General features: G+C 70.0%; 22 protein-coding genes and 5 pseudogenes. 17 read left to right on the top strand and 10 right to left on the bottom strand.

The annotated features are described in order from the left end of the window. Positions 1–197 precede the first annotated feature (197 nt). Together ABD973_RS34180 and ABD973_RS34175 are read left to right on the top strand one after the other, a co-directional pair. Entirely contained in the window at positions 198–812 is a 615-nt protein-coding gene (locus ABD973_RS34180; RefSeq protein WP_345504218.1) for a Mu transposase domain-containing protein, read from the top strand. Continuing rightward, positions 809–1,189, top strand: a pseudogene (locus tag ABD973_RS34175) (ATP-binding protein); the annotation flags it as partial. The gene ABD973_RS34180 and the pseudogene ABD973_RS34175, both read left to right, overlap by 4 nt. 340 nt (positions 1,190–1,529) lie before the next feature. Here the strand turns inward: ABD973_RS34175 and ABD973_RS34170 are convergent. The 3 genes from ABD973_RS34170 to ABD973_RS34160 all read right to left on the bottom strand — a co-directional run bounded on the left by ABD973_RS34170 (position 1,530) and on the right by ABD973_RS34160 (position 5,674). Further along, positions 1,530–2,396: an IS3 family transposase gene (locus tag ABD973_RS34170; protein ID WP_345504214.1), complete on the bottom strand. Its 867-nt coding sequence runs from the start codon at positions 2,394–2,396 to the stop codon at positions 1,530–1,532. Continuing rightward, complete coding sequence (locus tag ABD973_RS34165; RefSeq protein WP_345504212.1) at positions 2,393–2,707, bottom strand: transposase; 315 nt, start codon at positions 2,705–2,707, stop codon at positions 2,393–2,395. Before ABD973_RS34165 ends, ABD973_RS34170 begins: the two co-directional genes overlap by 4 nt. Positions 2,708–3,199: 492 nt before the next feature. Next, on the bottom strand, positions 3,200–5,674 hold the full coding sequence (locus ABD973_RS34160; RefSeq protein WP_345504210.1) for a helix-turn-helix domain-containing protein: 2,475 nt from the start codon (positions 5,672–5,674) through the stop codon (positions 3,200–3,202). 153 nt (positions 5,675–5,827) lie between these two features. Between ABD973_RS34160 and ABD973_RS34155 the strand changes: the two genes are divergently transcribed. Both ABD973_RS34155 and ABD973_RS34150 read left to right on the top strand, forming a co-directional pair. Next, complete coding sequence (locus ABD973_RS34155; RefSeq protein WP_345504208.1) at positions 5,828–6,055, top strand: hypothetical protein; 228 nt, start codon at positions 5,828–5,830, stop codon at positions 6,053–6,055. Between the two features lie 309 nt (positions 6,056–6,364). Continuing rightward, a complete protein-coding gene (locus ABD973_RS34150) occupies positions 6,365–6,679 on the top strand; it encodes a hypothetical protein (protein ID WP_345504206.1) in 315 nt (104 codons plus the stop codon). A gap of 466 nt (positions 6,680–7,145) precedes the next feature. Here ABD973_RS34150 and ABD973_RS34145 read toward each other — a convergent pair whose 3' ends face one another. The 3 genes from ABD973_RS34145 to ABD973_RS34135 all read right to left on the bottom strand — a co-directional run bounded on the left by ABD973_RS34145 (position 7,146) and on the right by ABD973_RS34135 (position 8,710). Beyond that, on the bottom strand, positions 7,146–7,523 hold the full coding sequence (locus ABD973_RS34145; RefSeq protein ID WP_345504204.1) for a helicase associated domain-containing protein: 378 nt from the start codon (positions 7,521–7,523) through the stop codon (positions 7,146–7,148). 90 nt (positions 7,524–7,613) lie between these two features. Then, positions 7,614–7,913, bottom strand: coding sequence for a hypothetical protein (locus ABD973_RS34140; protein ID WP_345504202.1), 300 nt, complete (start codon positions 7,911–7,913; stop codon positions 7,614–7,616). A 308-nt stretch (positions 7,914–8,221) separates the two neighbouring features. Then, positions 8,222–8,710 (bottom strand): DUF6233 domain-containing protein, encoded by a 489-nt coding sequence (locus tag ABD973_RS34135; RefSeq protein WP_345504200.1) that lies wholly within the window; start codon positions 8,708–8,710, stop codon positions 8,222–8,224. Between the two features lie 160 nt (positions 8,711–8,870). Here ABD973_RS34135 and ABD973_RS34130 point away from each other — a divergent pair. Together ABD973_RS34130 and ABD973_RS34125 are read left to right on the top strand one after the other, a co-directional pair. Then, positions 8,871–9,545 (top strand): annotated as a pseudogene (locus ABD973_RS34130) (S8 family serine peptidase); the annotation flags it as partial. A 322-nt stretch (positions 9,546–9,867) separates the two neighbouring features. Further along, complete coding sequence (locus ABD973_RS34125; RefSeq protein WP_345504198.1) at positions 9,868–10,689, top strand: DUF4232 domain-containing protein; 822 nt, start codon at positions 9,868–9,870, stop codon at positions 10,687–10,689. 789 nt (positions 10,690–11,478) lie between these two features. Here the strand turns inward: ABD973_RS34125 and ABD973_RS34120 are convergent. Further along, positions 11,479–11,844, bottom strand: a complete 366-nt coding sequence (locus ABD973_RS34120) for a hypothetical protein (protein WP_345504196.1) — start codon at positions 11,842–11,844, stop codon at positions 11,479–11,481. A 715-nt stretch (positions 11,845–12,559) separates the two neighbouring features. On the opposite strand from ABD973_RS34120, the gene ABD973_RS34115 reads away from it, so the two are divergent. Both ABD973_RS34115 and ABD973_RS34110 read left to right on the top strand, forming a co-directional pair. Beyond that, positions 12,560–13,165, top strand: a complete 606-nt coding sequence (locus ABD973_RS34115; RefSeq protein ID WP_345504194.1) for a hypothetical protein — start codon at positions 12,560–12,562, stop codon at positions 13,163–13,165. A 40-nt stretch (positions 13,166–13,205) separates the two neighbouring features. Beyond that, a pseudogene (locus ABD973_RS34110) lies at positions 13,206–13,747 on the top strand (DEAD/DEAH box helicase); the annotation flags it as partial. 21 nt (positions 13,748–13,768) lie between these two features. Here the strand turns inward: ABD973_RS34110 and ABD973_RS34105 are convergent. Further along, on the bottom strand, positions 13,769–15,187 hold the full coding sequence (locus ABD973_RS34105) for a pre-peptidase C-terminal domain-containing protein (protein WP_345504192.1): 1,419 nt from the start codon (positions 15,185–15,187) through the stop codon (positions 13,769–13,771). Between the two features lie 453 nt (positions 15,188–15,640). Here ABD973_RS34105 and ABD973_RS34100 point away from each other — a divergent pair, with 453 nt between their 5' ends. From ABD973_RS34100 to ABD973_RS34070, 7 genes and pseudogenes are all read left to right on the top strand, one after another. Continuing rightward, on the top strand, positions 15,641–16,459 hold the full coding sequence (locus ABD973_RS34100; RefSeq protein ID WP_345504190.1) for an ABC transporter substrate-binding protein: 819 nt from the start codon (positions 15,641–15,643) through the stop codon (positions 16,457–16,459). Positions 16,460–16,494: 35 nt separating this feature from the next. Continuing rightward, positions 16,495–17,427 carry an amino acid ABC transporter permease gene (locus ABD973_RS34095; protein ID WP_345504188.1) on the top strand — a complete coding sequence of 311 codons (933 nt, stop codon included), beginning with the start codon at positions 16,495–16,497 and terminating at the stop codon, positions 17,425–17,427. Between the two features lie 8 nt (positions 17,428–17,435). Continuing rightward, positions 17,436–18,188: an amino acid ABC transporter ATP-binding protein gene (locus tag ABD973_RS34090; protein WP_125594882.1), complete on the top strand. Its 753-nt coding sequence runs from the start codon at positions 17,436–17,438 to the stop codon at positions 18,186–18,188. Further along, positions 18,185–19,399, top strand: coding sequence for a M20/M25/M40 family metallo-hydrolase (locus ABD973_RS34085; protein WP_125819606.1), 1,215 nt, complete (start codon positions 18,185–18,187; stop codon positions 19,397–19,399). Before ABD973_RS34090 ends, ABD973_RS34085 begins: the two co-directional genes overlap by 4 nt. Positions 19,400–19,410: 11 nt before the next feature. After that, complete coding sequence (locus tag ABD973_RS34080) at positions 19,411–20,697, top strand: cyanophycinase (RefSeq protein ID WP_345504185.1); 1,287 nt, start codon at positions 19,411–19,413, stop codon at positions 20,695–20,697. A 97-nt stretch (positions 20,698–20,794) separates the two neighbouring features. Then, positions 20,795–21,661, top strand: coding sequence for a MurR/RpiR family transcriptional regulator (locus ABD973_RS34075; RefSeq protein ID WP_125819608.1), 867 nt, complete (start codon positions 20,795–20,797; stop codon positions 21,659–21,661). Positions 21,662–21,764: 103 nt separating this feature from the next. Further along, positions 21,765–22,316, top strand: a pseudogene (locus ABD973_RS34070) (leucine zipper domain-containing protein); the annotation flags it as partial. Here ABD973_RS34070 and ABD973_RS34065 read toward each other — a convergent pair. Continuing rightward, positions 22,306–22,443, bottom strand: a pseudogene (locus ABD973_RS34065) (transposase); the annotation flags it as partial. The pseudogenes ABD973_RS34070 and ABD973_RS34065 overlap by 11 nt on opposite strands. Before the next feature lie 351 nt (positions 22,444–22,794). After that, a complete protein-coding gene (locus tag ABD973_RS34060) occupies positions 22,795–23,541 on the bottom strand; it encodes a hypothetical protein (protein ID WP_345504184.1) in 747 nt (248 codons plus the stop codon). Positions 23,542–23,975: 434 nt separating this feature from the next. Here ABD973_RS34060 and ABD973_RS34055 point away from each other — a divergent pair, with 434 nt between their 5' ends. Both ABD973_RS34055 and ABD973_RS34050 read left to right on the top strand, forming a co-directional pair. Further along, on the top strand, positions 23,976–24,401 hold the full coding sequence (locus ABD973_RS34055; RefSeq protein WP_345504183.1) for an HIT family protein: 426 nt from the start codon (positions 23,976–23,978) through the stop codon (positions 24,399–24,401). A 665-nt stretch (positions 24,402–25,066) separates the two neighbouring features. Continuing rightward, positions 25,067–25,351 carry a hypothetical protein gene (locus ABD973_RS34050; protein ID WP_345504182.1) on the top strand — a complete coding sequence of 95 codons (285 nt, stop codon included), beginning with the start codon at positions 25,067–25,069 and terminating at the stop codon, positions 25,349–25,351. Positions 25,352–25,491 lie beyond the last annotated feature (140 nt).

Below are 25,491 nucleotides of genomic sequence, written 5' to 3'. Positions count from 1 at the left end.
AATGCCCTACGTCCGCGACTCGTTTTGGAGCGGCTGGCAGTTCACCTCCCTCGAGCAGATGCAGGCCGAGGCCGTCACCTGGGCAAAGAACGTCGCGGGCAAGCGACAGTGCCGGCCACTGGGCGGGGCCGCCCCGCTGGCGGTATTCGACACAGTCGAAGCCCAAGGCTCTGCTCCCGCTGCCGGAGAAGCCGTTCGTGCTGGCCCGCTGGGCCACCGCAACCGTCGGACCCGACATCCACATCAAGGTCGGCCGCACCCTCTATTCGGTGCCCTGGAAGCTGATCGGCCGCAAGGTCGACGTCCGGTCCACCGCGACCATGGTCCAGGTCTTCCACGAGGGCGATCTGGTTAAGACGCACGCCGCCCTTGAGCAGGGCAAACGCACCGACAAGAACGACTATCCGCCGGAGAAGATCGCCTTCCAGATGAAGACCCCGATCTGGTGCCGCACCCAGGCGAGCGAGGTCAGGGACGGGTGCCGGGAGGTCATTGACCATTTGTTGGAAGTCAACGCGCTCTACCGGCTCCGCGCCGCCCAGGGGATCCTCGGGCTGCGGAAGTACGGGGACGGCCGCCTCGAGGCCGCCTGCACCAAGGCCATCACGGTCGGTGACCCCTCCTACCGCATTATCAAGGGCATCCTGATCGCCGGGACCGAGACCGACCCGGAGCCCGAGACCGGTGACGCGGGGGCCGCGGCCTTCCTCCACGGCCCGGAGGGGCTGTTCGCCGCCGCCATCCCCACCCAGACGACGGACGAACTCCACGGTGACCAGGACCGCGATGACGCCGAGGAGGCCGCTCGATGAGCGTGATGGACACCGCCCTGCGCGAGTCCCTCAAGGCCCTGAGGCTCTCAGGGATGCTGGAGACACTCGACGCCCGCCTGGCCCAGGCCCACGGCGGCGAGTTCGGCCACCTCGACTTCCACCACGTCCTCTGCCAGGACGAGATCACCCGCCGTGGGACCGTCGCATTCCAGCGACGGCTCCAGCGGGCGAAGTTCGAACAGCAGGTCACCTTGGAGGAGTTCGACTTCGCCGCCTCCCCGAAACTGCCGGCGGCCCAGATCCGTGACCTGGCTGCACTTCGATGGCTCCACGCCGGAGAGTCCGTCATTCTGTTCGGGCCCGTCGGGGTCGGGAAGACCCACGTCGCCCAGGCCTTCGGGCACCTTGCGATCCGCCTCCCGGACGCCCCCGCGGAGAGCGTCGGTGTCTACCCCGTCTACATGCGCGTGCTTGCCACCCTCGCAGCCTTGCTCCTGTGGGCCGTCACGGCGGGCCTCATCTTCGTGGCGGTGATGGCCGCCACCGAGTGACCGGCGTGCGGAATGCAGGACGTCGTAGCCAACACGGTGACCGCACGCAACGACAGGCCGGCCTGCGTCACGCCAGATCGCCACATCGACTTCGCTGCAGAGCACGACCACGGTCCCGAAGCAAGCACTCAGGCGTTTCCAGAACTCGGCAACGCACTGCTGGGCTGGGGTTGTTCCGTTTTGGCGGACAGGTGTGGTGCCTTGTTCAGGCTGTGATTGATTCGTACTGGGTGGGGCTTTGGTAGCCGAGGCTGCTGTGGAGTCGGTGGGTGTTGTACCAGCCTTCGATGTACTCGAAGATCGCGGTTCTGGCGGCCGTGTGGGTTTCCCAGGCGCGCCGGCTGACCAGTTCGTTCTTCAGGGTGGCGAAGAAGGATTCGGCGAGGGCGTTGTCCCAGCACACGCCGGTGCGGCCGACGGACAGCCGGATGTTGAAGGAGGCGGCCAGGCGGGCGAAGTCGCGGCTGGTGTACGGCGTTCCGCGGTCGGAATGGAAGATCACCGGGTCTTGGGGCCGCCGCCTGCGGCAGGCGGCTTTGAGGGCGTCGGCGGCCAGGGAGGTGCCCAGGTGGTCGGCGGTGGCCCAGCCGATGACCTTGCGGGTGGAAATGTCGATGACGGTGGCGAGGTAGAGCCAGCCCTGGCCGGTGGGGATGTAGGTGATGTCTCCGCACCAGCGGGCCATGGTGGTCTTGCGGCCCGGAGCGAAGTCGCGTTGCAGCAGGTCAGGGCGGTTGGCCGCCCGCGGATCGGGGACGGTGGTGCGGTGGCGCCTGCGGTGCAGGCCCTGGAGCCCGGCGGCCCTCATCAGGCGTGCGACCCTGCGCCGGCCGCAGGGCTGGCCCTGGCCCTTGAGGACGGCGTGGATGCGTGGGGCGCCATAGGTTCCGCGTGAGCGGGCGTGGACCTGGGTGATCTGTTCGGTCAGTTCCCTGTCGCGGGCAGCCCGCGGCCCTGGCGTGTTCTGCAGGCGGGTATAGAAGGCGGACCGGGAGACCTTCATCAGCTCACACGCGCGTTTGACGTTGTGACCTGCACGCTTCTCCGCCTCGATGAACGGGTGGACCGTCACCGGGTCTCCCTCGCGAAGAAAGCCGTGGCCCGCTTGAGGATCTCGACGTCTTCCTTCAGGCGGCGGTTCTCCCGCCGAAGAGCGGCCAGCTCCGCGCGCTCGTGCAGCTCCAGATTGCTCTCTTTCGCCCTGGGATCGCTCGGCTCTCCCTGGGCCTGGGCCACCCACAACCGCACGGCCGTCTCGGTGAGATCGAAGTCCTTGACGACCTCGGGCACCGACCTGTCACCCCGCCGGCACAGCTCCACGATCTCCGCCTTGAACTCCGGCGTGAACTGCCGCCGCGGCCTCCGCGGCTTCCTGTTCGCCATGCTCTCCATCATGGACACCCCTTCCCGGGCACACGCCCAGATCTCCGGATGTCCGCCAAACCGGAACAACCTCAAGGGTGAAGTCGGTGGGGCTGTGCACCTGCGTTTCTTCGCGGAGCACGGACAGACCGTAGCCGTCGCTGAAGTCGGGGACGGCAGCGGAAGCCGGGGAGGCGGCGGCCAGCGGGGCGGAGGTCTGCCCGGTGGCCGATGCGGTCGGTACTGAGGCCGGCACGGCGGCGTGTGCCGCGCCGGCGCCCGCCAGGACGGTGAGCGCGAGGGCCGCGCCGAGTGAGGTGAGGCGCAGGGACGTCATGAGCAAATCCTTCGTCGAGGAGGCTCGCGGCGTGCTGAGCTGCCGCGAGCCGGACGTCTCGATGGTGGTGTCCCCATCCGCCCGGCCAACAGGCCAAGCCACCGGCCATTGGTGACCGGCCTTCGAACGGCCCCCGGTCCGTGCCGTTCCGGGGCGCCGATGTCGTGTTCGCGTGGTCAGGGGGCGCCGGTCGGCGGCGGTGTGAACGTGGCCGGGGCGAAGTCCCGGTGCCGACCGCGGAACGTACGTCCGAGGTGGTGCTGCAGCCGGACGTGGCGGAACTGGTACACGGCTCCGGTCTGGCGCAGTACCCCTCGGTGGTAGGCGTCGTCCAGGAACGCGGCGGGGTTCCAGGGGAGCCGTCCGGTCAAGGGCAGCCAGACACGTGCGAGCACGATCCACTGGCCCCAGGCGGTGAAGGTGAGCACGTAGGAGGCAGCCCCGCCAAGCCCGCCGGCCGCACCCATGAAGAGATTCTCCCCAACGCCCCAGTTGAGCGGTCCCAACGCACCCCGGAGAAGATGGACGATCAGGTGCCCGCCGAAGGCGATGGCCACGGTGAACGCCAGAGCGAGGATGAGGAACTGCCGGCCGGCCGTCGTGCGGTTCGAGGCCAGCAGACTGACCGGGGTGGCCGCCGCGGTGACGTCCACGGGTGCTTCGAGCGCGGTCATGAGACCGAAGACGAGACAGCCGGCCGAGCCGAAGATCAGCCCGAGGACCAGCATGTTGATGAAGGTGGCCTCCACCACGTGCGGATCGGTGAGCGCGGTCCCGGAGACCAGCGCGCGTTGGAGGGTGAGGGCGCAAGCGCATCCGACGCCCAGGACGGTTCCGCCGATCAGGCCTTGCCCGGCACGGAAGGTGAAGGTGCGCAGGGGTCTGCGGCCGAGGCCGTCGTGCGCGGGGCGCAGTTTCAGCCGTACGCGGGCCGGTTCGAAGGCCGCTGCGTCGCCGGATCTGTCCGCCATCGCGTAGACGGCTCCGAAGCAGAGTCCTGCGGCGGGTCCCATGAGGACGCCCCGCAGGAGGAGTTCGCCGACGGAGAGTGGGGTGAGCAGCAGGCCGACCACCCAGTCGATCAGTGTGATGCTCACGGCGGTGGCCAGTGCGAAGACCATGGTCCGCGTCGAGCGCGACAGCGAATCGCCGAGCTGCCACCACGCGAGGTCTTGGCGCTCGCGGTCGAGGCGGACCAGGTGGTGGGCGAGGTGGCCGAGCCAGCGTTCGGCCCGCGCGGGGTCGGCGTACGGCGCCTTGGGCTGTCGGCCGTCTGCGTCCTGTTCGGGGGCGCGGCGTCGGTAGACCGTGGGGACGAAGCCCGCCAGCAGGTGCTCGTCCAGGCTCTTCACGGAGGGGAACCGGGTGGCGTCCAGGAGCTCGGCGGGATCCCGGTCGGGCGTCTCGCTGTACAGGGTGCGGGCGAGGATGACCATGAGCGGGGTCGTCAGCACGGCGGCGAGGTTGATGTGTTCCGACCCCTGGCCTGTGCGCAGTTCCGTGATGACCGCGTCCCACGGCGAGCCGGGCGCGCCGGTGTCGTGGGCGGGGATCGCGCCGGACGTGGGGACGGGGCGGGTCGTGCGGGGCAGGTAGTCGGCGAGGTCTTCGAGGGTGAGGTCGGTCAGCTCGATGCCCCCCGCCCAGACGAGCGGGGCGTGCGCCGCGCTGACCGCCTCGGCGTACTCGTCGCGCCGGCTGGTGAGGACGAGCGGGGAGGAGGTCGCGTTGAGCGCGTCCAGGGCCTCGTGCCTCAGCCCTTCGGCGATCTCGTCGAGCCCGTCGAGGACCGGCAGGATGAGGTCGGCGTCGACCAGCGCGGCGGCCAGGGTCGCTCCGCCGGAGCTGCGCCGGGCCAGGTGCGGGTGGTCGCGCAGCAGTCGGCCGATCAGCCAGTCGCGCAGTGCGGTGGTCGAGGGGTCCCAGGAGCCGATGCTGAAGATGACCGGCACGCGGCGGTGCGGCGCCGGGGTCTCCAGGAGGTCCAGGACGAGCCTGATGGTGAGGATGGACTTGCCCGAGCCGGCTCGACCGAGGATCACCAGCCGCCCGGAGGGGATCTTGAGGTAGACCTCGGCCGTGCTCCGCAGGTCGCCGTCCAGATCCACCTCCCGCGCAGTCCCGCCGGGCCCCAGCCGCTGGATGTTCTCCGCCCGGTCGGTCAGCGCGGCGGGCGCCGGCTTCCACCGTACGGGCAGGGGGAACGGGTCGTGGACGCGACGCTGCGCCTCTTCGCGCCGCCAGCGACGCCGGACCTCCGTCGCCAGCTCGTGCGCTGCGTCGGCGAGCGTGGGATGGACGGGTGGCCCGGCGGGTGGTGCGGGCGCGGGTTCGGGTGCAGGTGGGCGCACAGGTGCGGGTGCGGACACGCCACGGTCGTGGCCGGGGCTGCGGCCGTTGTCCGCACCCACATCGTGGGACGCCGTGGATGAGCTGGTGAGCGTAGCCGCAAGGAGTAGACGGTCTGCGCCTTCCACGCCGAGCGCGTCCGCGAGCAGATTCACCGTATCCACTCGGTGGTTGGTGGATCCGCCCTTCTCCAGCCGGCGAATGGTGCGCACGCTGACCCCGGACCGCTCGGCCACCTGCTCCTGCGTCAGGCCCGCTTTGTCGCGCAGCTTGCGTAGCAACGTGCCGAGGCCCTCTGTCATCCGGCATCTCTCCTGATCCACCAGTACGAACAGCTGGTGAGCCTACCCGTGGCCGCCGGTCACCAATGGCCGGGTGTCTGACCTGTACAAGAACCATGGCCGAGAACAACGTTGAGGTCCGTGCCCCTACGGACGTCACAGCAAGGAGGCGACGTGGCCAACCGCTTCTGGTGCGGAGAGTGCACTTTCAAGACGCCCTGGGTCGACCGTTCCGAGGGGGTGCGCCGGCAGATGGAGCACTACGGCCGCAAGCACCCCGGCATGCACCCCGTCGGCCAGGTCGAGACCCGAAGGCGCGGCCCTTCCACGCACAAGGTGTGCCTGCTGCTCACAGCGGGCGCCCTCATCCTGCTCACCGTGGTGACCACGTGTCGCCATTGATGGCTTGCGGTCCCCTGCCCATAGGCCGCCGTCGACGGCGGCCGGGCTGCGTCCCCTCCGGCTGGGGGCGTTGCTCCCTTTCTGGGTCCGCGCGAAGAAGGTGCTGACCCTCAAGAAGTGCTGACCCTCAAGTACCTCTCATCATCAGGAGGTTGGTTCATGTCACACCTGCCCGTTCCCCCGCGCCCTGGCGGTCGTTCCGGTCCCCCCGTTCGGCGGCGCCCTGGTACCGCTGCAGCGGCGGGAAGTCTCGGTATTGCGTACGGGCTCGTGGTGGGGTGCGCTGGAGTGTCTGGAATGGTGTGGGGGTTGAGCGCATTCGGCGAGGTGGGCTGGCTGGTCTTCCTCTGCGCCTTCGTCATCCCGTTCGGTGTTGCCCTGGTGCGCAACGGGGCCAAGGTGCTGTCGGGTGAGCCGGAGGCGGGCCCTCGGCTGAGCCAGCTGCTAATGGTGCCGGCCGGCCTGTCCGGCGTCGCGATCGGTTCCATGGTGGCCCAAGCGGACTTGGACACCAGCCAGGCGCAGAACCAACTGACCGGCTTCATCGCGGCCTTCGTACTCTCGGCCGCAGCGATCGTCCTGACCGAGGCACGCTCCACGAAGGCATACCTCGGGTTGCTCTAACACCCCCGCACAACCGGCGAGCACCCGCTCGCCCACCGCCTACGCCTCGCGCCCCTGGCCGGTGCGGTCTGCTGCCGGTGGGCGGGAACGGCGGCTTCCGTCGGTGCCTGCTGTCCGGAGGCCGCAGCGGCGGGCATCGTGGTGGAGCGGGAGCGGGCAGCCGTCGGGGACGCGCGGACCCGGGAGGCGGGCGCGGCCGGCGCCGAGGGCGGTGTCGTCAGGGAGTGCAGGGTCGCCTCCACGAGCCGCCCGCCCGTGGTGGAGGACGGGCCGTCCTGCCAAGTGGTATCGGCCCCCAGGCGAACCAGGTGCGCGGCACGGAGACCGGTGCCGCCCTGGTCGCGGCTCTGGTCCGAAGCCGACACCATGAACACGAAGACCCCGGTGGCCTACGGCCACCGGGGTCGTTTTCACAGCCCCACGTCGACAACCACCACGTCGCCGCCATGCACACCTTCAACGTCGCTCAACACTGGGTGGCCAGCCACCGTCCGACGTCTTCCCCGTGCCGGGTCACCCCGGGGGTGATGGCGGTCAGGCGGGCGCCTTCCTCCAGGAGCTGGGCGAGGTAGGCGTAGTGGCGTTGCCAGTCCACCGTCCACCCGTGGTCGTCGTCGCTCGGGTTCCAGTCCTCGTCGATCGCGGCGAGCGCGGCCGCCCGGCGCCCGGCACGCACCGGGTCCTTCCCGAGTCCGTCGGGCCGGCGGATGGTGGTGAGCCACTGCCCGACCGGGCGGTCGAGGGCGGTGGCGTGCCGGGGCGCGGCCAGCGTCCCGTGTTGCTCGTAGTAGGCGCGGGCAGCGGCGAGGTTCTGGTCGAAGCTGGCGTACGCGGTGTCCCACACGATCCCGAGCTACTGGCCCTTGCGTTGTTGACGACCAGCGAACACCACATCTCGGGCCGCCTGGGCGGTCCGGGGCCCCGGACCGGGACTTTAGTCGCGGTAGTTCGAGACGACGTTGGCGATGGCCAAAATGGCGCACACGCCGAGCACTCCGGCGCCCCCGAGGACGATCCACCCGAAGCGGTGATCTTCAGATGCTTGTTCGTCCGCGTCACGGCTTGTGATGTGCCCGTTGACGGTGGTCGAGCAGGTGCTACCCGACTGCATCGACTCGCCGCCGCATTCGCCTTCAGAGTTGATCTGGTTCAAGCCCCACAGGCCGATCAGGAACGTGAGGATCACCAGGAACCCCGCACACCCGAGATCCCCGCCCTTGCTCTCTTGCGCCATCACAGTCACCCCTCGATCTACGGATTTCTCTTCGGATTCGGGTCGCATCATCATGACGGCGGGCGACGTCCCGCCCTTCGGCTCTCTAGGAGGTCCTGTGCGGGGGTGTTCTCTCTGCCTGAAGCCATGACTTCCTGCCCTTCCATCTGTAGGTGTGGGGTTTCCGGTCACGAGGGTGGGCCGGGCCAGGGCGGCAGTACAGGTCGCGCAGCCGGTCATTTGTGACCGGCGGCCACGGGACGTTCGGCTGGCCGGGTCCTGCGGGGTCTGCTGCCGGCCCAGCCGCGCCGGCACGGCCCGCCAGCTCTTCAGAGGCGCCTGCACGCCGTTCCCAACGGCCATGGCTCCGGCTGGTCGAAGGTGACCTCCTCACCGTTCCCGCGGTCGCCGTGCAACGCTGCGGCGGGGGCTTTGCCGTAGATCGCGCTGAGCAGCCCGAGCGAGGGCCGGCCGTCGGCGAGGGCGAGGGCCTGGTCCGCGAGGACGCCCGGCGATACCGAGGCAGGCCCCCCTCGTATCCCAGGCTGCTCGCGGTCCGCATGGACCAGATCCACGAACCCGGGCGGCACCGGTCTCCTCGCCGCGCACCTGGCCCGCGTCGGCGACAACACCACCCTGGAAGGACGGCCGAGGGCGGTATCGGGGTGGCAGGCGGGACAGGCGGTCACGCCCTCGGCCAGGAGCCGGCGGACCTGTTCAGGGGCTGCGGGGACGCAGCGCTTGCCGCTGTCCCCGCAGGCCCGGGTGTGGACGCGGCCGGGAGCTGACCGACGCCGATCCCGCGCCTGACCAGCCACGTGGGTGGATCGGGGGCCGGCTACTGTCGGATGGCGGCGGCCTCGCGCTCCTCAGCGGCGGCAAGTGCCTGCTCCGTGCGGCTGAGTTCGCCGCGCAGGTAGGTGACCAAGTCCGCAGCCGGGGCAGGTCGGGCGGCAGGACCGACACGCTCGGCCCCGTACTGCGCCCTCACCGGACCAGGACGGCAACGGCCGGGGCACCCACCTGGCCGGGATCGCGGCCGGCAGCCATTTCGGCGTCGCGAAGAAGGCACACGTGATCGCGGTGAAGGTCGCTCACGACCACACCGGCTTCAGCCCCAAAGACCTGATCAAAGGCCTGGAGTTCACAGCCCGGCAGGCAAAGGAGACCGGCCGCCCCTCGGTTGCCCTGATCGGTGCGTGCGGGCCGAAGAACGACGACGTCGACGCCGCGGTCACCTCGGCCATCAGGGCCGGGGTCTTCACCGTCGTCTCGGCTGGCGACCACAGCCAGGCCGCCAGCGCATACTCGCCAGCTCGGGCCTCCGGCGCCTTCACGGTCGCGGCCACCAACCTCAAGGACGAGTGCACCAAATTCTCGAACTTCGGCCCAGCCGTCGACATCTACGCCCCCGGGGAGGGCATCATCTCCACCTCCATCGGCAGCAGCCCTACCAGCACCTTGTCCGGAACCGCGCAGGCAGCGGCCCACGTCGCCGGCCTGGCCGCCTACTTCCTGACCACACACGCCGAGAGCGGCGCAACCCCTGCCACCATCGGCGACACCATCATCAAACTCGCCAACCACCGAGTACTGCACAACGTCCCCGACCACACGGTCAACCTCCTGGCCAGCAACAACACCGGCCTGTAGCGAGCAGCCAGGAGCAGCTCGCCGCCCTCGGGGTCCAATGGGCCAGCTGAGCTAGATGTACGCCGGGACTTGTGGCGGGACCGGACGGGCGGGCACAGTGCCAGCGCGTTCGGCCGCTGCACGGCTGTGGCGCAGGTTCGCGCAGCGCAGGCCGCCGCCAGGGTGCCACTCCATCACCGGGTCGGCTGCGTCCCCGTGTTCGGCGCACCAGGACACCGGGACCAGGCCCCCGCAGTCGTACCGGCGGCACGCGCACCCCTCCCCCGAGCCGGCATACGGGACTCCGTGGCGGACTACCCCGCCCGCCCTCCCCTCCGCGGCTGTGCCCCGCAGGCGGGCCGGCCACGCAAGCGTCACCCGCAGGCCGCCCGACCCCCGAACGGAACCGCTCGATCACCCTTACCTCCCCCAGCACCGCCAACGGCGCCGTACCCGGCGCAGTCAGCCGGCCCACCGACGCCCCGAACTCCCCCGCCGCCAGGTCGGCCAGCTCGTCGGCGTCCGCATCGGTCGACCAGCCGGACAGCTCGTCTTCCCCCTCGGCGTCGTCGGCGAGGACCAGGTGCGGGCCGTCGAGGCGGAACCGTGCCGTACGGCGGCTGGCACCGACCACGGCCAGCGAGGCCGCCAGCAAGGGGCGGCCCTGGCGACGACGGCGGTCACGGCCGTCGCGGCGGCGGTGACCGGCATCCTGCCCGGCACCGCCATGGCGCCGAGCACCACCACCTCCACCCCGCCGCCCGCCTGCCCGGCCTCCGCCGTCCAGGGCAGCGCCTGGCAGGCCGCCCACCCGCCCGTCGGGACCGGGACCGGGGCGGCGGTCGTGCAGTTCACCAACGTCTCCCAGAAGACGTGCGTCCTGAAGGGCTTTCCGACGGTCGCGGGCGCCGGCAACACCCCGCTCAAGGTCACCCCCACCGGCAGGGCGGCCGCCGTGACGGTCCGGCCGCAGGGCAAGGCATGGGTGAAGCTGACCTTCGTCCAGGTCCAGGGGGAGGGCGACGGCTGCTGCGTCTCGGGCAATACCCCGGCGGCGTATCCGACGATGGTCATCGGGCTGTCGAACTCCGGGAAGCACCAGGTCGCCCTGAAGGACGGGTGGTGGGCCCAGTGCGACAACAAGGTGACCGCCACCCCGGTCTAGGCGGTCGAGCCTTCCTGACCCTCGTCCTCACAAAGCGAGCAGCCTGCATGACGATCGCAAGGCTCTGACCTACACGTCTACGAGGAACTGCACATGAGGGCAGGTCAGCGACTCGGCGCACCTTCGGTGCACTGAGTCGCTGACCTGCGGTGATCAAACTCCGATGACACAAACTCGCGTCCGTCAAAGTCCGATGGCAAACGGTCAAGATCCAGCGGCACGGAACAGCCGCAGGCTCTGCCGTAGGCCCCGCAACAGCTCACAACACCCTCACAGCAGCACGCTTCACCAGGGAAAACAGGCCGACAACCACACAGGCCCACAGGGCGCAGACCGGCTGTGCTGCACTCCCCGGTAACGGGCCGCCCCGAACGACGCGCCCGGTAGCCAGACGCTGCTGCCGCTCGTTCACCGCGGACCGGCATACGCCGTCCCGGCGCGCGGGCCGCCCCGACGACGGGGCCGGCACCCAGGCGGAGCCGCCGCTTACTCACCGCGGGCCACCGCCCCGGCGCCCCGGACCACGCGACCGCCCACCACAGGCGGCGCACCCAGCACCCGCACCGCACCTCCCGCCGGGCGGACCGCAGCGCGGGGAGGGCCAGCCAGCCACACCCACTCCCCCAGCCCGAGCTCCGGCCCTTAGCTGGGATCCGCCCCAGGAGCACTGGTCATGGACGGCTCAGGTCCCCTCGCTGCCGTCTCCGAGGCCGATTCGCCGGAAGGCGGCGGGTCCGAGGTATGGAGCACGGACATCTGACGGGCGATCCGGGGCAGGGTCGAGCCCGATCACTGCACCTGCGGCGGCAGGGTGTAGGTGACGGGCCTTGACTCCAGGCGCCGGATCACGCGTCCGCTCGCCGCCAGCCGGTTGCAGGTCTTTCGAACCGTCTCGCTTGCCGCGTGACCCGCCTTCCCCCGCATGGGGCGCCCGAGGGACTCGGCGATCTCGTCGACCGTCAACGCCTTGTCCGCACTCCGAAGGACCCATTCGATCGCCAGCATCAGAGCACCGTGCCGGGTCTGCCCGCCGGCGAGGATGCGTGCATGTGCCTGCAGCGCCATCGCCGAGTGGAACATGTACTTCCAGGAGCCTTCGGCCGAGGCCCCACCGGTCGAGCAGCTCCTAGGGTGGGCGCGGCCGAAGTGGGTCACCGCCCCCTTGAACGATGGCGTTGAGGTGTTCGCTCTGCCGAAGCGACTGACCCGAGCACTGTCCAGCGCGAGCTCCGCCGAACTCGAAGAACTCGCAGGCTGCTGGACCACGCGCCTCCGATCCGAGGACGGAGACGACATGACCGACGATGACCTGCTGACAGTCCTGCAAGGCGTTGCCCGCCTCGCAGCGTCTGGTGAGTACGGGCGGCGGCCTCTACAGCTGGAGCTTCTGACCGTCCCTCCGACTTCTGAGCGGCGCGGCGGACGGCGTCGGAGATGGTCAGCATCAGCTGGAAGGCCGCCGCGGCGGTCTGCGCCGCTTCGGCCGTGGCTTCGGCGAACGTGCCTGCGGCGGCGGGGTCGGGTACGGGAGTGGTCACGATCGGATCCTCGGGGCGGGTCAGCGGAACTTGCCCGTGCCCGGCTTCGGCGGGCCCGGTGGCCGGGGCGGCACACCGGTAACGGCGCCGGGCGCGGCCGGCCACGGCCCCCGCCGCTGGTGACGTCCTTGCAGCACGGGCCGGGCCCGGGGATAGAGCCGTGACACCGTCGCGCTGCGGCCACTAAGTCGCGCCGGTGTGCCACGGGTTCTGGATGGGGCGGGTGCCGCGTACGGTCGGGTGGCGGGCTGTGGCTTGCCGTCCGGGACGGGTGGCCCGCCCCGTTGGAGACCGGTCTTGTCCTTCGATGCCACCGGAGCAGGAGAGCCCTGATGCGCCTTTACGCCCAGACCAGAGCCCGTCGCTTTCGGCAGATCCTCGCCGATCTCATCGCTGTGGTCCTGTTGGCGGCCGCGGTGAGGCTCGCGTTGGCCGTCCACGATGGGATCACGCGGCTGGCCGAGCCGGGGCGGCAGGTGGAGGACGCGGGCGGCAGGCTGGCTTCCGGCCTCGGCAACGCAGGGGATGCGGCCTCGAACGTTCCACTGGTCGGGGGCCTCCTCAGAAAGCCGCTCCAGTCCGCAGCCGAGGCCAGCAACGGGCTCTCCGATGCCGGGCAGTCCATTCAGGACGCCGTAGGACGGATCGCCAACCTCACCGCACTCGCCCTGATCGTCACCTCGGTCCTGTTCGTGCTGGTGACCTGGCTGCCACCACGGGTGCGGTGGATCCGGCGCTGCGCCCACCTCCAGGACCTGCTCGACAGTCCCGGCGGTGCCGACCTGCTCGCCCTCCGTGCTCTGACCGGGCCGGTGAAGGCCCTCACCGCGGTCCCCCTCCCGCCGGGGGGTCTCGCCGATGCCTGGCGCCGGGGGGACGAGCAGGTCATCGACGACCTGTCCCGGGTGGCGCTCAAGCAGGCCGGACTGCGCCCCTGAACACCGGCTCCCCACCACGCCGCGTCCGTACCCACCACCGCTGCCGAAGCCCTCCATCGACGCCGAGTTCTACGAGCTGGAGGCCGGCCGCCACGTCCTGCCGGACCGGGTCTGGTGCGGGGACCACCTGGTCACCGAGCGCCGGGAGGTCCTGCGGCAGTTCGCCAACGGGATCGACGCACACAAACGGCGCGCACACCGGGCCTTCCTCGCCTCCGTACGCGTCCTCGGCGAAGGCGTCGACATCACCGGCGAGCGCGGGGTGGAGGCGATCTCTTAGCCGACACCCGCGACTATCAGGTGGAGATCGTCCAGAACGTCGGGCGTGCGTTCCGGCACAACAAGGACGGGTCCACGAAGATCGCCAGGATCATCGTGCCGGTCGTCCTGGAGCCCGGCGAGGACCCGACCGACATGGTCGCCTCCGCCAGCTACAGGCCGCTCGTAGTTGTCCTTCAGGGCTTGCGCTCGCACGATGAGCTCCTGGTCGAGCAGCTCGCCTCCCGCGCCCTCATCAGCGGCAAGCGCAAGACCCACGTCCGGCGCGACGGGGACGGGCGGATCGTCGGCGCCGGGGATGGCGTGTCGGCCGCCCGGCGGACGTCAGGCGGTCGTGACGGTGCAGGTGTAGCCGGCGGGGCCTGAGCCCGTGTAGGCGACGACTTCGAGGTAGTAGGTGCCGGTGGTCGTGGCGGCATGGGTGAGGGCCTCGTCGGTGCCTGCGCCGTCGTTGACGGACCGTACGAGGCTGCCGCCGGCCGCGGCGAGCAGGTAGACGTCGGCGTCGTAGTCGTCGGGTACGTCGCACTGGACGTCTGCGCGCCGGCCCGTTGTGAGGTGGATCGCGAAGTAGTCGCGGTCGCCGCTGGTGGCCAGGCTGCCGGTGAGCGCGGCGGGTGTGGTCAGGGTGGTTGCGTCGTCGGCTCCGTCGCGGGTGTCGTTGGGTTCGGTCTCGGCCAGGGCGTGGGAGGCCGTGCAGTTGGTCTGCGGGGTTCCGTCGTAGAGGTTGGGGTCGGGGGCTCCGGCGATGACGCTGCGCAGGTAGTAGCCGCAGGTCGGGCGGTGGGCGAAGTCGAAGGTGGTGCCGGGGGCGAGCTTCCAGATCTTGTAGTCGGTGTAGGTCAGAGGCTTGCGGGCTGCTACCTGTTCGCCCTGGTGGTCGCCGAGGACGACGTAGCTGTTCTTGCCGTAGGCGGTGGCGAGCCCGTTCTTGTCGATGTGGAGTGAACCCCCGCCCTCCTCGACGCCGACACCCCAGGCGGAGCCCGCTGAGGTCAGGCCGTCCTTGATGGAGCGGGCGACGAAGGCCATGAGGCGGCCCATCCTGCCGCGGGCGACGAAGTGGGAGTCGTTGACGACGTTGTCGTAGTGGTTCCAGGTGAACAGGCCGGTGGTGAAGCCGATGGAACGGTCATACGGGTCGGCGAGGGCTTCGGTGCTGGTGACGCTGCCGTTGCAGGCGTCGTAGACGATCGGACTGTTGACGTGGTGGCCGGCGCTGCCGCCGCCCGATCCTCCTCCTTTGGCCACGACCGATTCGACCGACGCTTCGAGGGGGGTTCCCTTCCAGGCGGTGTAGCGGCATTGGTCGCCCCCGGCGAAGTACACGAACTCGGCGTTGCGTACGTCTGCGTTGACCTGGGCGTTGCTCGCGTCCGAGGTGGCGGTCAGCGTCCAGGTGGTGCAGGAGTTGACGCCGGGCAGGGTCATGACGGTGTCGCATTCGGGCGTCTTGCTGCCGCTGGTGGGGGCCGATCCGGCCAGGACGACCACGTCCAGGGTGCCGGTGGCCCCGCGGATGTCGTCGATCGCGCGGCTCATGGATCCGGGCACGATCGCGCCGGCGCCGTTCATGGTGTAGGCGGGGCCTTGCCAGGAAGGGCGGGAGACGTCTGTCGCGCTGCCCAGGCGGACGCGGGACGCGGCGGCGTGTGCGGGTGCGGCGGCGATGAGGAGGCCGGGCAGCACCAGCAGGGCTGCCGCGGCCGCGGCGAGTCGGGGTCGGCGGGTGGTTCGTTGCATGGCGGTGCCCTCGATCGGTGGATGGGATGGAGACGCGCGTTGCAACGCGTCTGAGGTAGTAGCGGAAGATACAAGTCAGCCTGGGCCGTGAACAGATGTAACGCCAAGATCGGTTACTGGAGAGCGCATGAGGCCGTAAATCGTGCTGTCTCGGGATGAATGGTCGATCCCACGCCTGAAGCCAGGCCCTTGTCCAGACGTAATGTGCGATACATCTAGCCATTTCTCGGGTTCATCTGTAACTTCCGGTGTGGCTTGCCGACGGCAGCCGCCTCCGGTGTCCTCCCTCCCCTTGTGAACGAGGTCTGAGAGTCATGCACGCAAGTACACCCGTCGTCCGCTCCCTGACTGCGGCGCTCACCGCGCTCACCGCGACCGCTGCCCTGTCGGCATGCGGCAACAGCGAACCCGAAACCGCAGCGCCCGCCCCCTCCGGCGCCGACGTGGCGGGGGGTGCGGGTCCAGCCCGACCAGGACCTGCACGACGCCCTGCCCGAAGCGATCAAGAAGTCCGGCACCGTACGGGTGGCGACCGACGTCCCCTACGCGCCGTTCGAGATGTTCGTCAAAGAGGGGCAGAGCGAGCTGACCGGCCTGGACTACGACCTCGGCCAGGCGCTGGGCGCCAAGCTCGGGGTGAAGTTCGCCTTCACGCCCCAGAAGTTCGACGGCATCATCCCGGCGCTCCAGGCCGGCAAGTACGACGTGGCGATCTCCGCCATCACCGACACCAAGGAACGCCAGCAGGTCGTCGACTTCGTCGACTACTCCCAGTCCGGCTCGGGCCTGCTGGTCGCCGACGGCAATCCGGCCGGGATCACCACCCTGGACGACCTGTGCGGGCACCCCGCCGGTGTCCAGGCCGCCACCAACCAGGCCGACCTCCTCAAGGCCCACCAGTCCCGCTGCGCCGAGCTGGGCAGGCAGCCGATCGACATCCAGACCTTCCCCAAGGACTCCGACGCCCAGCTCGCCCTGCGCGCGGGCAAGGTCGTCGCCGATGTCCTGACAAAGCCGGCCGCCGGGTGGACCGCCAAGACCGCCGAGAACGGCGGCGCCTTCGACTCCGTGGAGGACCCCGCCGCCCAGGGCGGGTACAAGGCCTCTCCCAACGGCGTCGCGGTGTCCAAGAAGCAGCCGCAGCTGACCGAGGCGATCCACAAGGCACTGCGGCAACTCGTCGCCGACGGCACCCTGACAAAGATCTGCGACAAGTACGGCGTCGCGTCGATCGCGGTCAAGGAAGCCACGAAGAACGCGGGCGCCCAGTGACCGACACCACCACGGCAACCGGCACACCCCACACGATGACCGCCGCATTCCAGGACGAGGCGCTCGACGTGGTGCCGGTCCGCCACTACGGGCGCTGGGTCGCGGCGGTCGCGGCCGTGGCCGCGCTGGTCGGCCTCGCCGGGTCGCTCGCCAAGAACGACAACCTCCACTGGGACGTCGTCGGCGACTACCTCTGGGCCGGTCTGATCTTCGACGGGATGGCCACCACCTTGTGGCTGACCGCCGCCGCCATGGCCCTGGGCCTGAGCCTGGGCACGGTCGTCGCGGTCATGCGCCTGTCCTCCAGCCCCGTGCTGTACGGCCTGTCGTCCCTGTTCGTATGGGCCTTCCGCGGCACACCGCTGCTCGTGCAGATCATCTTCTGGGGGTACGCCGCAGCCCTGTACTCCCAGATCAAGATCGGCATCCCGTTCACGAGTATCACGTTCGTCTCCTGGGACACCAACACCGTCCTGACTCCCGCGGTCGCCGCCCTCCTGGCGCTCGGCCTGAACGAGGCCGCCTACGCCTCCGAGATCGTCCGCGCGGGCATCCAGTCCGTCGACCCCGGGCAGGCCGAGGCAGCGCACTCGCTGGGCATGCGCCCGGCCCTGACCATGCGGCGGATCGTCCTGCCGCAGGCCATGAGGGTCATCATCCCGCCCATGGGCAACGAGACCATCAACATGCTCAAGATGACCGCTCTGGTCTCGGTGATCGCCGCCCACGACCTGATGTCGAACATCCAGGAGGTGTATGCCCAGAACTACCAGGTCATCCCCCTGCTGGTCGTCGCCAGCTGCTGGTACCTGGCGCTCGTCTCCCTGCTGAGCATCCCGCAGGCCTGGCTGGAGCGCCGCTACGGACGCGGCGCGGCCCGCGGCCACAGCACCCCGACGTTGCGGCGGCTGCTCGGCGGCGCAGACACCCTCTGGGCCCGCCGTACGAGGAAGGAGGCCGGGCGATGAGCGAGCCCATGGTCCGGGCGCGTGGCGTCCACAAGAACTACGGCAGCCTCCAGGTGTTGCGGGGCATCGACCTGACGGTCGGGCGCGGTCAGGTCTGCTGCCTGCTGGGGCCCTCGGGCTCGGGCAAGTCGACCTTCCTGCGGTGCATCAACCACCTCGAGACCGTGGACGGCGGCACGCTGACCGTCGACGGCGACCTCGTGGGCTACCGCCGCCACGGTGGCAAGCTGCACGAACTGCGCGAGCGGGAGGTCGCCGAACGCCGCCGCGACATCGGCATGGTCTTCCAGCGTTTCAACCTCTTCCCCCACATGACCGCTCTGGAGAACATCTGCGAGGCGCCCGTGAAAGTCGCGGGCGTCTCGAAGCCCGACGCCGAGGCCGAGGCGCACCGGCTCCTGGAGCAGGTCGGGCTCGCGGACCGGGCCGGCCACTACCCCGCCCAACTGTCCGGCGGGCAGCAGCAGCGCGTGGCCATCGCCCGCGCGCTGGCGATGAAGCCGAAGCTGATGCTCTTCGACGAGCCGACCTCGGCCCTCGACCCGGAGCTGGTGGGTGACGTGTTGGACGTGATGCGGCGCCTCGCCGCCGACGGGATGACCATGGTCGTGGTCACCCACGAGATCGGCTTCGCCCGGGAAGTCGCCGACACGGCCGTCTTCATGGACGAAGGCGTCGTCGTCGAAGCGGGCGACCCGCGCGAGGTCCTGACCGACCCGGCGCAGGAGCGGACCCGCGCGTTCCTGTCCAAGGTCCTGTGACCGCCCCGGTCAGCCCGCGGCCGTCCACCCGGACACTGCGGGCCCGCGCCGCCGCCCGGCACGGCGAGTACCTGGCCGACCTCGCCGCCCTGGTGGCCATCGACTCCGGCTCCTACAGCCCCGACGGGATCAACCGCGTCGCCGCCTGGTTCGCGGACCGGCTGGAGCGCTACGGCGCCACCACACACACCGTGCCCGCCGGACGCCACCGTGGGCGGGCCCTGGGCAGCGCGCTCGTCGCCCGGAAGAAGGGTGCCAGGAGGGCAGCGGACGGAGGGCGGCGCATTCTCCTCGCCGGCCACATGGACACCGTCTTCGACGACGGCACCGCGGCCGACCGCCCCTTCTCCCTGACCGGGTCCCTGGCCCACGGGCCGGGTGTCAGCGACGACAAGGGCGGTCTCCTGGCCGGACTGAGCGCGCTGGAGATCCTCGCCGAGGAGGGATTCGACGACTACGACGAGATCGTCTTCCTCGCCACGCCCGACGAGGAGATCGGCTCCCCCGGCAGCGCCCCCCTCACACGGACCCTCGCCGCCGAGGCCGACTTCGCGCTGGCCCTGGAATGCGCCCGCGAGAACGGCGATGTGGTCATCGCCCGAAAGGGAGTGGCCGAGTACCTCGTCACCGTCACGGGCAAGGCGGCGCACGCGGGCATAGAGCCCGAGCGCGGCGCCCACGCCGCCCTCGCGGCGGCCCACCTGACCATCGCCCTGCAGTCCCTCAACGAGCAGGAGGACGACGCGACGATCAACGTCGGGGTCGTCCGCTCCGGCAGCCGGCCCAACATCGTCCCCGAGCGGGCCGAACTCCACGTCGAGGTGCGGGCGACCACCACCGCCTGCCTGGACCGCATCGACCGCGCCATCGAGGCGGCCGCGGCGCGCCTGCCCGTACTCGGCACGACCGCCGCGGTGCGGCAGCTGGACCTGTGCCCGCCGATGGAGGCGACAGCCGGCAACCGCCGCATGCTGGCCGTCGCCCACAGCGCCGGCCGCGAACTGGGACTCGTGTTCGGGGCGGCGAGCACCGGAGGCGTCGGCGACGCCAACACCATCGCCGCCACCGGCACACCGGTCCTGGACGGCCTCGGCCCGGTCGGCGGCGCCGACCACACCCCCCAGGAATGGCTCGACACCACCACCATCACCGACCGCATCACCCTCCTGACCCTGCTGATCGCCCGCCTGTGCCACACCACCGCCACCTGAACGGAGCCCACATGCCCGGCACCCGCTCACGACGCAGCCTCCTGGCCGCCACCGCAACCATGCTGCTGGCCGCCCTCACCGTCCCCGCCGCCCACGCCTCCCCCGCGCACAGCCCGACCCGCGGCGGCTCGCTGGTCCTGGTCGGCGGCGGCCTCAAGGAGGACAACAAGGCCGTCTACCGCGAGATCATCAACCGCGCCGGCGGCCCCACCGCCCGCATGGGCGTCCTGACCGCCGCCTCCATCCCCGCCAGCCAGGACCCGAACGCCGACGACCCCGCGCAGTGCGGCAACTCGGCCTGCAACGGCGCCTACTACGCCTCCCTGTTCAAGCAGCACGGAGCCGCCGACGCACAGTGGATACCCGTCGACCTCGACCACATCGCCAACGCGGACTCCGACGCGGTCGTCGCCCAGGTCAACTCCATGACCGGCTTCTTCTTCGGCGGCGGCGACCAGTACCGCTACATCACCACCCTCCTCCACGGCGACGCGCACACCGACAGCAAGGTCCTGGCCGCGATCCGCGCCAAGCTCGCCGCCGGCGCCGTCGTCGCCGGCTCCTCCGCAGGCGCGCAGATCATGGCCGGGGCCGACATGGTCACCGGAGGCGACTCCTACCAGGCGCTGCGCGACGGCGGCAGCCCCGGCTACTTCGAGGACCCGACCCGCCTGGGCTACCTGCCGGCAGGCGGTTTCGGGTTCCTCCGCTCCGGCCTCCTCGACACCCACACCGGCGCCGCCGGCCGCGAAGGACGCGCGCTGCGCCTGGCCGCCGACACCGGCCGCACACGCGTCTACGGCCTCGACGAGAACACCGCCCTCGTCATCGACAACCCCGGCACACCCGCCGAGACCGCGACCGTCAAGGGCACCCGCGGCGTGACCGTCCTCGACCTGCGCCAGGCCCGCGCCCACACCACGACCGCCGGCTGGTCGTTGGACGGAGCCCGCTACACCTACCTCACCGACGGTGACCGCTACCTGCCCCGGACCTGGCAGGCCCTTCCCGCACCCGGCAAGCACCCCCTCGCCCCGACGGGCGACACCCCGGTTCCCGCGAACACCGACGCCTTCCACTCCCCGGCCAACACCAGCGGGCGGCCCTACTCCCTCCTGGGCACCGCTCGTTCCCTCGCGGCCAGCCGCACCCAGCGCACCGCGACGGCTTCCACCTTCGAGACCAGTCCGCGCTACACCGTGACGCTCACCCGCACACACCCCGCCACCGCATGGGCCGCCGACTCCTCGGACCCGACGACACTGACCTCGCTCGCCCTCACCATCACCCCGAACTGACCCCGGCACAACGGCAAGCCCGCACATCCGTGTTCGCCGCGCCGGCACTAGGCTCGGCGAACACGGCACGACCTCCCCGGAAGGAAACCACCCGACGATGACCGGCACCATCGCCGACAGCATTCGCGCCAACCTCGGCGCGCTCAGCCCCGCTGAACGCAAGGTCGCCCGAACACTGCTGGCCGGATACCCGTCCGCGGTCTTCGAAACCGTCGCCGTCATCGCCGAACGAGCCTCGGTCTCCACCCCCACCGTCCTGCGCTTCGCCGCGCGGATGGGCTACCACGGCTTCCCCGACCTCCAGGCGGCGGTCCGCAGCGAACTCGACGTCCGCAACGCCTCCCCCGTCGCCCTCTACGAGGCCGCGGGCCTGGGGCACTCCGAGGAGACCACCAGCACTGCGGGGCTCCTCGAACACGGCAACGCCACCTTCGCCCCCGCGCTCGCCCAGACGCTCGCCGAAATCCCCCCGCACGACTTCCAACGGGCGGTCGAACTCCTCGCCGACCGCAAGCGCCACATCATCCTCGCCGGAGGCCGCTTCACCCACCTCCTGGCCCAGTACCTCGGCCTCCACCTGATGCAGCTGCGCGAAGACGTCCGCTTCCTGCCCGACCGGCCCGTCGAACGCACCGCGGCGCTGGCCCAGCTCACCCGCCGGGACGTCGTCGTGCTCTTCGACTACCGGCGCTACGAGGACGACAAGACCGCCATCGCCCAGCTCACCCGCGAGGCCACCGGCAAGACCATCGTGTTCACCGACCCCTGGCTCTCCCCCGCCACCGCCCACGCGGACGTGGTCCTGCCCAGCCAGGTGGGTACCACCGCCCCCTACGACAGCCTCGTTCCCACCCTGGCCGTCATCGAGGTCCTCATCGCCGGCGTCATCAACACCCTCGGCCCCCAAGCACACCAGCAGCTCCGCCACAACGAGGAAGTCGCCCACCGCATAGGGATGGTCTAGATGTATTGATCACGAGCGTCGTTGACACTCGGCAGGTCTTGAACATGGAGAAGACCTCCGGTGTGGTGGGAGCTGTCTAGGAACTCACCGCACGGAGGTCTTCGTGTCCCACCGTAATGCCCGCCTGACCGTCTTCGGTAGGCGGTTGCTGGTCGCACGCGTCGTATCGGGTCGTCCGGTGGCTCACGTGGCTGCCGAGATGGGCGTCTCACGGGCCACGGCCCACAAGTGGGTCCGGCGGTGGCGGCCCGAGGGCGAGGCCGGTCTGGCCGACCCGTCCAGCCGCGCGCACTCGGTGCCGCACCGCACCGCTGCCGAGATCGAGGCCCGGGTGTGTGAACTGCGACGGACACGCAGGCTCGGCCCTGCCCGTATCGGTCCGATCACGGGCCTGCCCGCCTCGACCGTGCACCGCATCCTGACCCGGCACGGCCTGGGCCGCCTGGCCTGGATGGACCGGCCGACCGGCACCGTGATCCGCCGCTACGAACGCGACCGGCCAGGCGAGCTGATCCACGTCGACGTGAAGAGGTCGGCTCCGGATCCCGGTCGGCGGCCTGGCGGACCCGGTCCCGCAGCCGGTCGTGGAACTCGGCGACCAGGCCGGTGTCGCGCCACCGTCGGAAGAAGGCGTAGACACGATCCCACTCGGGGAAGTCCGCCGGCATCGCCCGCCAGGTGATACCGCCCGCGACCAAGTAGCGCACTGCGTCGACCATCTGACGCTGGCAGTAGCCCTCCGGCCGCCCGCCCCGGCCTTCCAGCCAGGCGGGGACGGGCATCGCGTCGCGCACGACGGCCCACTCCGCATCGCTTATGTCGGACGGATACCTCGGTCGCCTGTGCGGTCGGTCGCCGGCATTCCCGAACTGATGAGCGAGGCAATCACACTCGGTTGAAGCCGAGTTGGCGCCAGCCGGTGCGAGGCCACAGGACAGCGACAACAGGGCCTCCTGATGTGCTCAAGGTCTCGACAGCCCCGAGCTGCATCAGAGGCCCTGTTTTCATGCACGGACAGACCGGAGATCGCCCGACCGAGCCGCCGCACTCGAACCCATGTTCACCGAGATCGTTACGGCAACTGCTTGTAAACGGCCGCACATCCTTGGGCCGGTGGGCCGTTCGCCTATCAATCAGAAGGGAGGTTCGAGATCGCCGCGGCCATCGCTGTGTGGCCCGCAGTCCCAGGGCTCCTCCTGAAAAGGTTCAATTTCAGAGACGTCGTGGCCCCATGCTTCGAGGGCCTTCCAGGCGATTCGCCGGTTAGGGGCGTCGCTGCTGGTGTCCAGGATGCGGCACGCGTGCACGGCGAGGTGATCGCGGTGCTGGGCCAGCGCGGGGTGCTCGGCGAGGATGAGCGCGGCGAGGCAGGCGGCTTCGAGCACGTCCTCGTGACTGTCTTGCAGGAAGGGCGCGACGGCTCGGTATAGCATCGGGCGCAGGTCCCGGAAGCCGGCCACGAGGGTGCCGGGGGTGAGGAATCCAGGGAAGTACTGCCCAACGCGGTCTACGAAGTCGTCGGAGGCGTCGTAAGCCGTGGAAGCCAACCAGTTCAACAATGTCGCGCGGATGGGGACGCTGCGATACGGCCGGAGGGTCATGGCCGCCGGGTGGGTGAGGATGCCAGCGACATACATGGCAACGGGGGCGGTGGCTTCGTAGATGGTGTTCTGGTGGCCGACCAACTCACTCAGTTCCGACAAAGCGGTGACCTGCACCTTGGGATCAGGCTCCAGCAGCCGTGCCAGGACTCTGGGCAGGCACTCACCGTTCCCAAAAGCTGTCTGGAGCGAACGCCAATCAGTCTCCGCTAGGACTACCTGGTAGGGCGGCAAGTCAGGCTCGCGGGGCGCCCCGACCGTGAGGCTGCTGTGATTCACAGGCCAAAGCTAGACCAGACTTCTGACACGATTCACGTCCGGGCCAGTTGGAAGCCGCTGCCCTTCCGAGAGTGACGGGTGCGTTTGCGCTGGTCAGGCATGGGGACGACGCTTCGATGGCGAGACGAGGTGTTGTGTCGTCTCGGCAGTGGAGGTGCCGGGATGCCGTCGGTAGGGCCTCCCGGTGTGCTCAAGGTCTCGACAACCCCGAGCTGCATCAGAGGCCCTGTTTTCATGCACGGACAGACCGAAGATCGCCCGACCGAGCCGCCGCACTCGAACCCATGCTCACCAAAATCGGTACGACAACGGCTTCTTACGGTGTGAAGTGGGTTCTGGCACAACTTCCGTGAAGCCGTGGGCCGTCCCTGCCGTCCCCACCAGACCCCGAACTGGTGGGCGAGTGCCATCCCCCGTCTGACAGGGTCGGTCGCATGGATTGCATTTTCTGCGGACTCATCAGTGAAGGCACCGCGAGTTGGGTGGATCGCGGTCCGGTGGCCTGTGCTTTCACTCCACTCAACCCGCTGGCGCCGGGCCACACGCTGGTGGTTCCGACGCTGCATTACGCGGATGTGTTCGAGACCCCGCCCGAGGTACTCGCCGTGACGACGGCGCTGGTTCAGCGCGTGGCCGAGGCTGCGCGGACCGCTTTGGGCGCCTCGGGCGTGAACATCCTCAGTGCCAGCGGCCCGGGATCGGAGCAGTCGGTGCCCCACCTGCACTTCCACGTCGTTCCGCGGTGGGTGGACGACGGAATCTCGACCTGGCCAACCGGACAGTCCGCACACCGCGTTACCGGCGATCCGGGGGCGCGGCTCGCCGACGCCCTGGCCTCTGGCCGACACCACAGAAGTTGAGCCAGAACCGTGAAGTGGCCCCAGACATTCGGTCTGGGCTGGCCCCACGTCTGTGGTTGAAACGACGCGTGCTCCGGCCGGAAGTGGCTCCGGGTTCCGGTCTGAGCAGGGCCAGCCATGGTAGTCGTGCGGCTTTCGAGGTGGGCGGATGGGTCATGAGCGAGAATGCTGCGCATGACGACTTGAAGAGCACCGGCAAGGCGGTGGCACTGGGTCAAGGTGGCGACCTGGGACACGGTCGGGGACGGCGATCGCCGAATCTGTGCTGCCTGCGGGACAACGGTCCGCTCTTACTGGTTCCGTCTCTACCCGCCTGAGTCCTCCATGTTTGAGCGGTGCGTCGGCTTGGCATGGTGCTCCGGGTGCCGGATTTACTCCAGTGCGCTGGGCCACGTTTTCCCGAACACGTGTCCTCGTCGACGCAGTGGGGTCCCTGCCTGAGGACGAGTCTGTTCGATTGCGCCGCAGCGAAGCGAAGCTGGTCGACTGTCTCGATCGCCAAGGTCGCCGACAGCCGTGATTCACACCCAGAGAGTGAGCCGTCATCTGTGAGGGCTACTTCTTCGCCTGCTGCTTGGCCTTGGTCTGGGCAAGTGCGGCCCCCGCGTCTTCACCCGTAGGAGCCAACGTGGCAGCGGCGGCGGGGCATCCCGTATCCCGGCCGTGTGGGCGCCCACTGGATCGGGAGCGAGGCCGTCAGCGCCATGGCCCTGATCGAAAGCCTGCCCGGCGGCGAGCAGCACCGCTGCGGCTTCTCACCGGGCTGGAGTGTCCGGGCGTACGCGGACACTCTCGACCTGGTGCTGTTCGAGGCGGCCTTCTGCTTCAGCTGCCATGAGGTCCGCATGCATGGAACCGCCGTACCCCCCGCACTGGCCACGCAGTTCTTCGACGCGGGCGCCCCGCAGGCGCGCGCCCTCCTGGCGCTCCTACGCGAGGCCGCCCGGTAACCGGCCGATCCGCGGACTGGGCGCTCCAGCCGGCTGGAGTAGTTGACCGGAGCGGTGGGACACTCGCTTCTCCGCAAGACGGTCCTGCTCCAGTAACCGTGCGGTTCCGCGCCTTCGCCCCTGCTCCTGGTCCTGACCGG

The organism is Streptomyces racemochromogenes (assembly GCF_039535215.1).
GTDB classification, from domain to species: Bacteria; Actinomycetota; Actinomycetes; order Streptomycetales; family Streptomycetaceae; genus Streptomyces; species Streptomyces racemochromogenes.
This window is presented reverse-complemented; position numbering and strand designations above follow the sequence as displayed.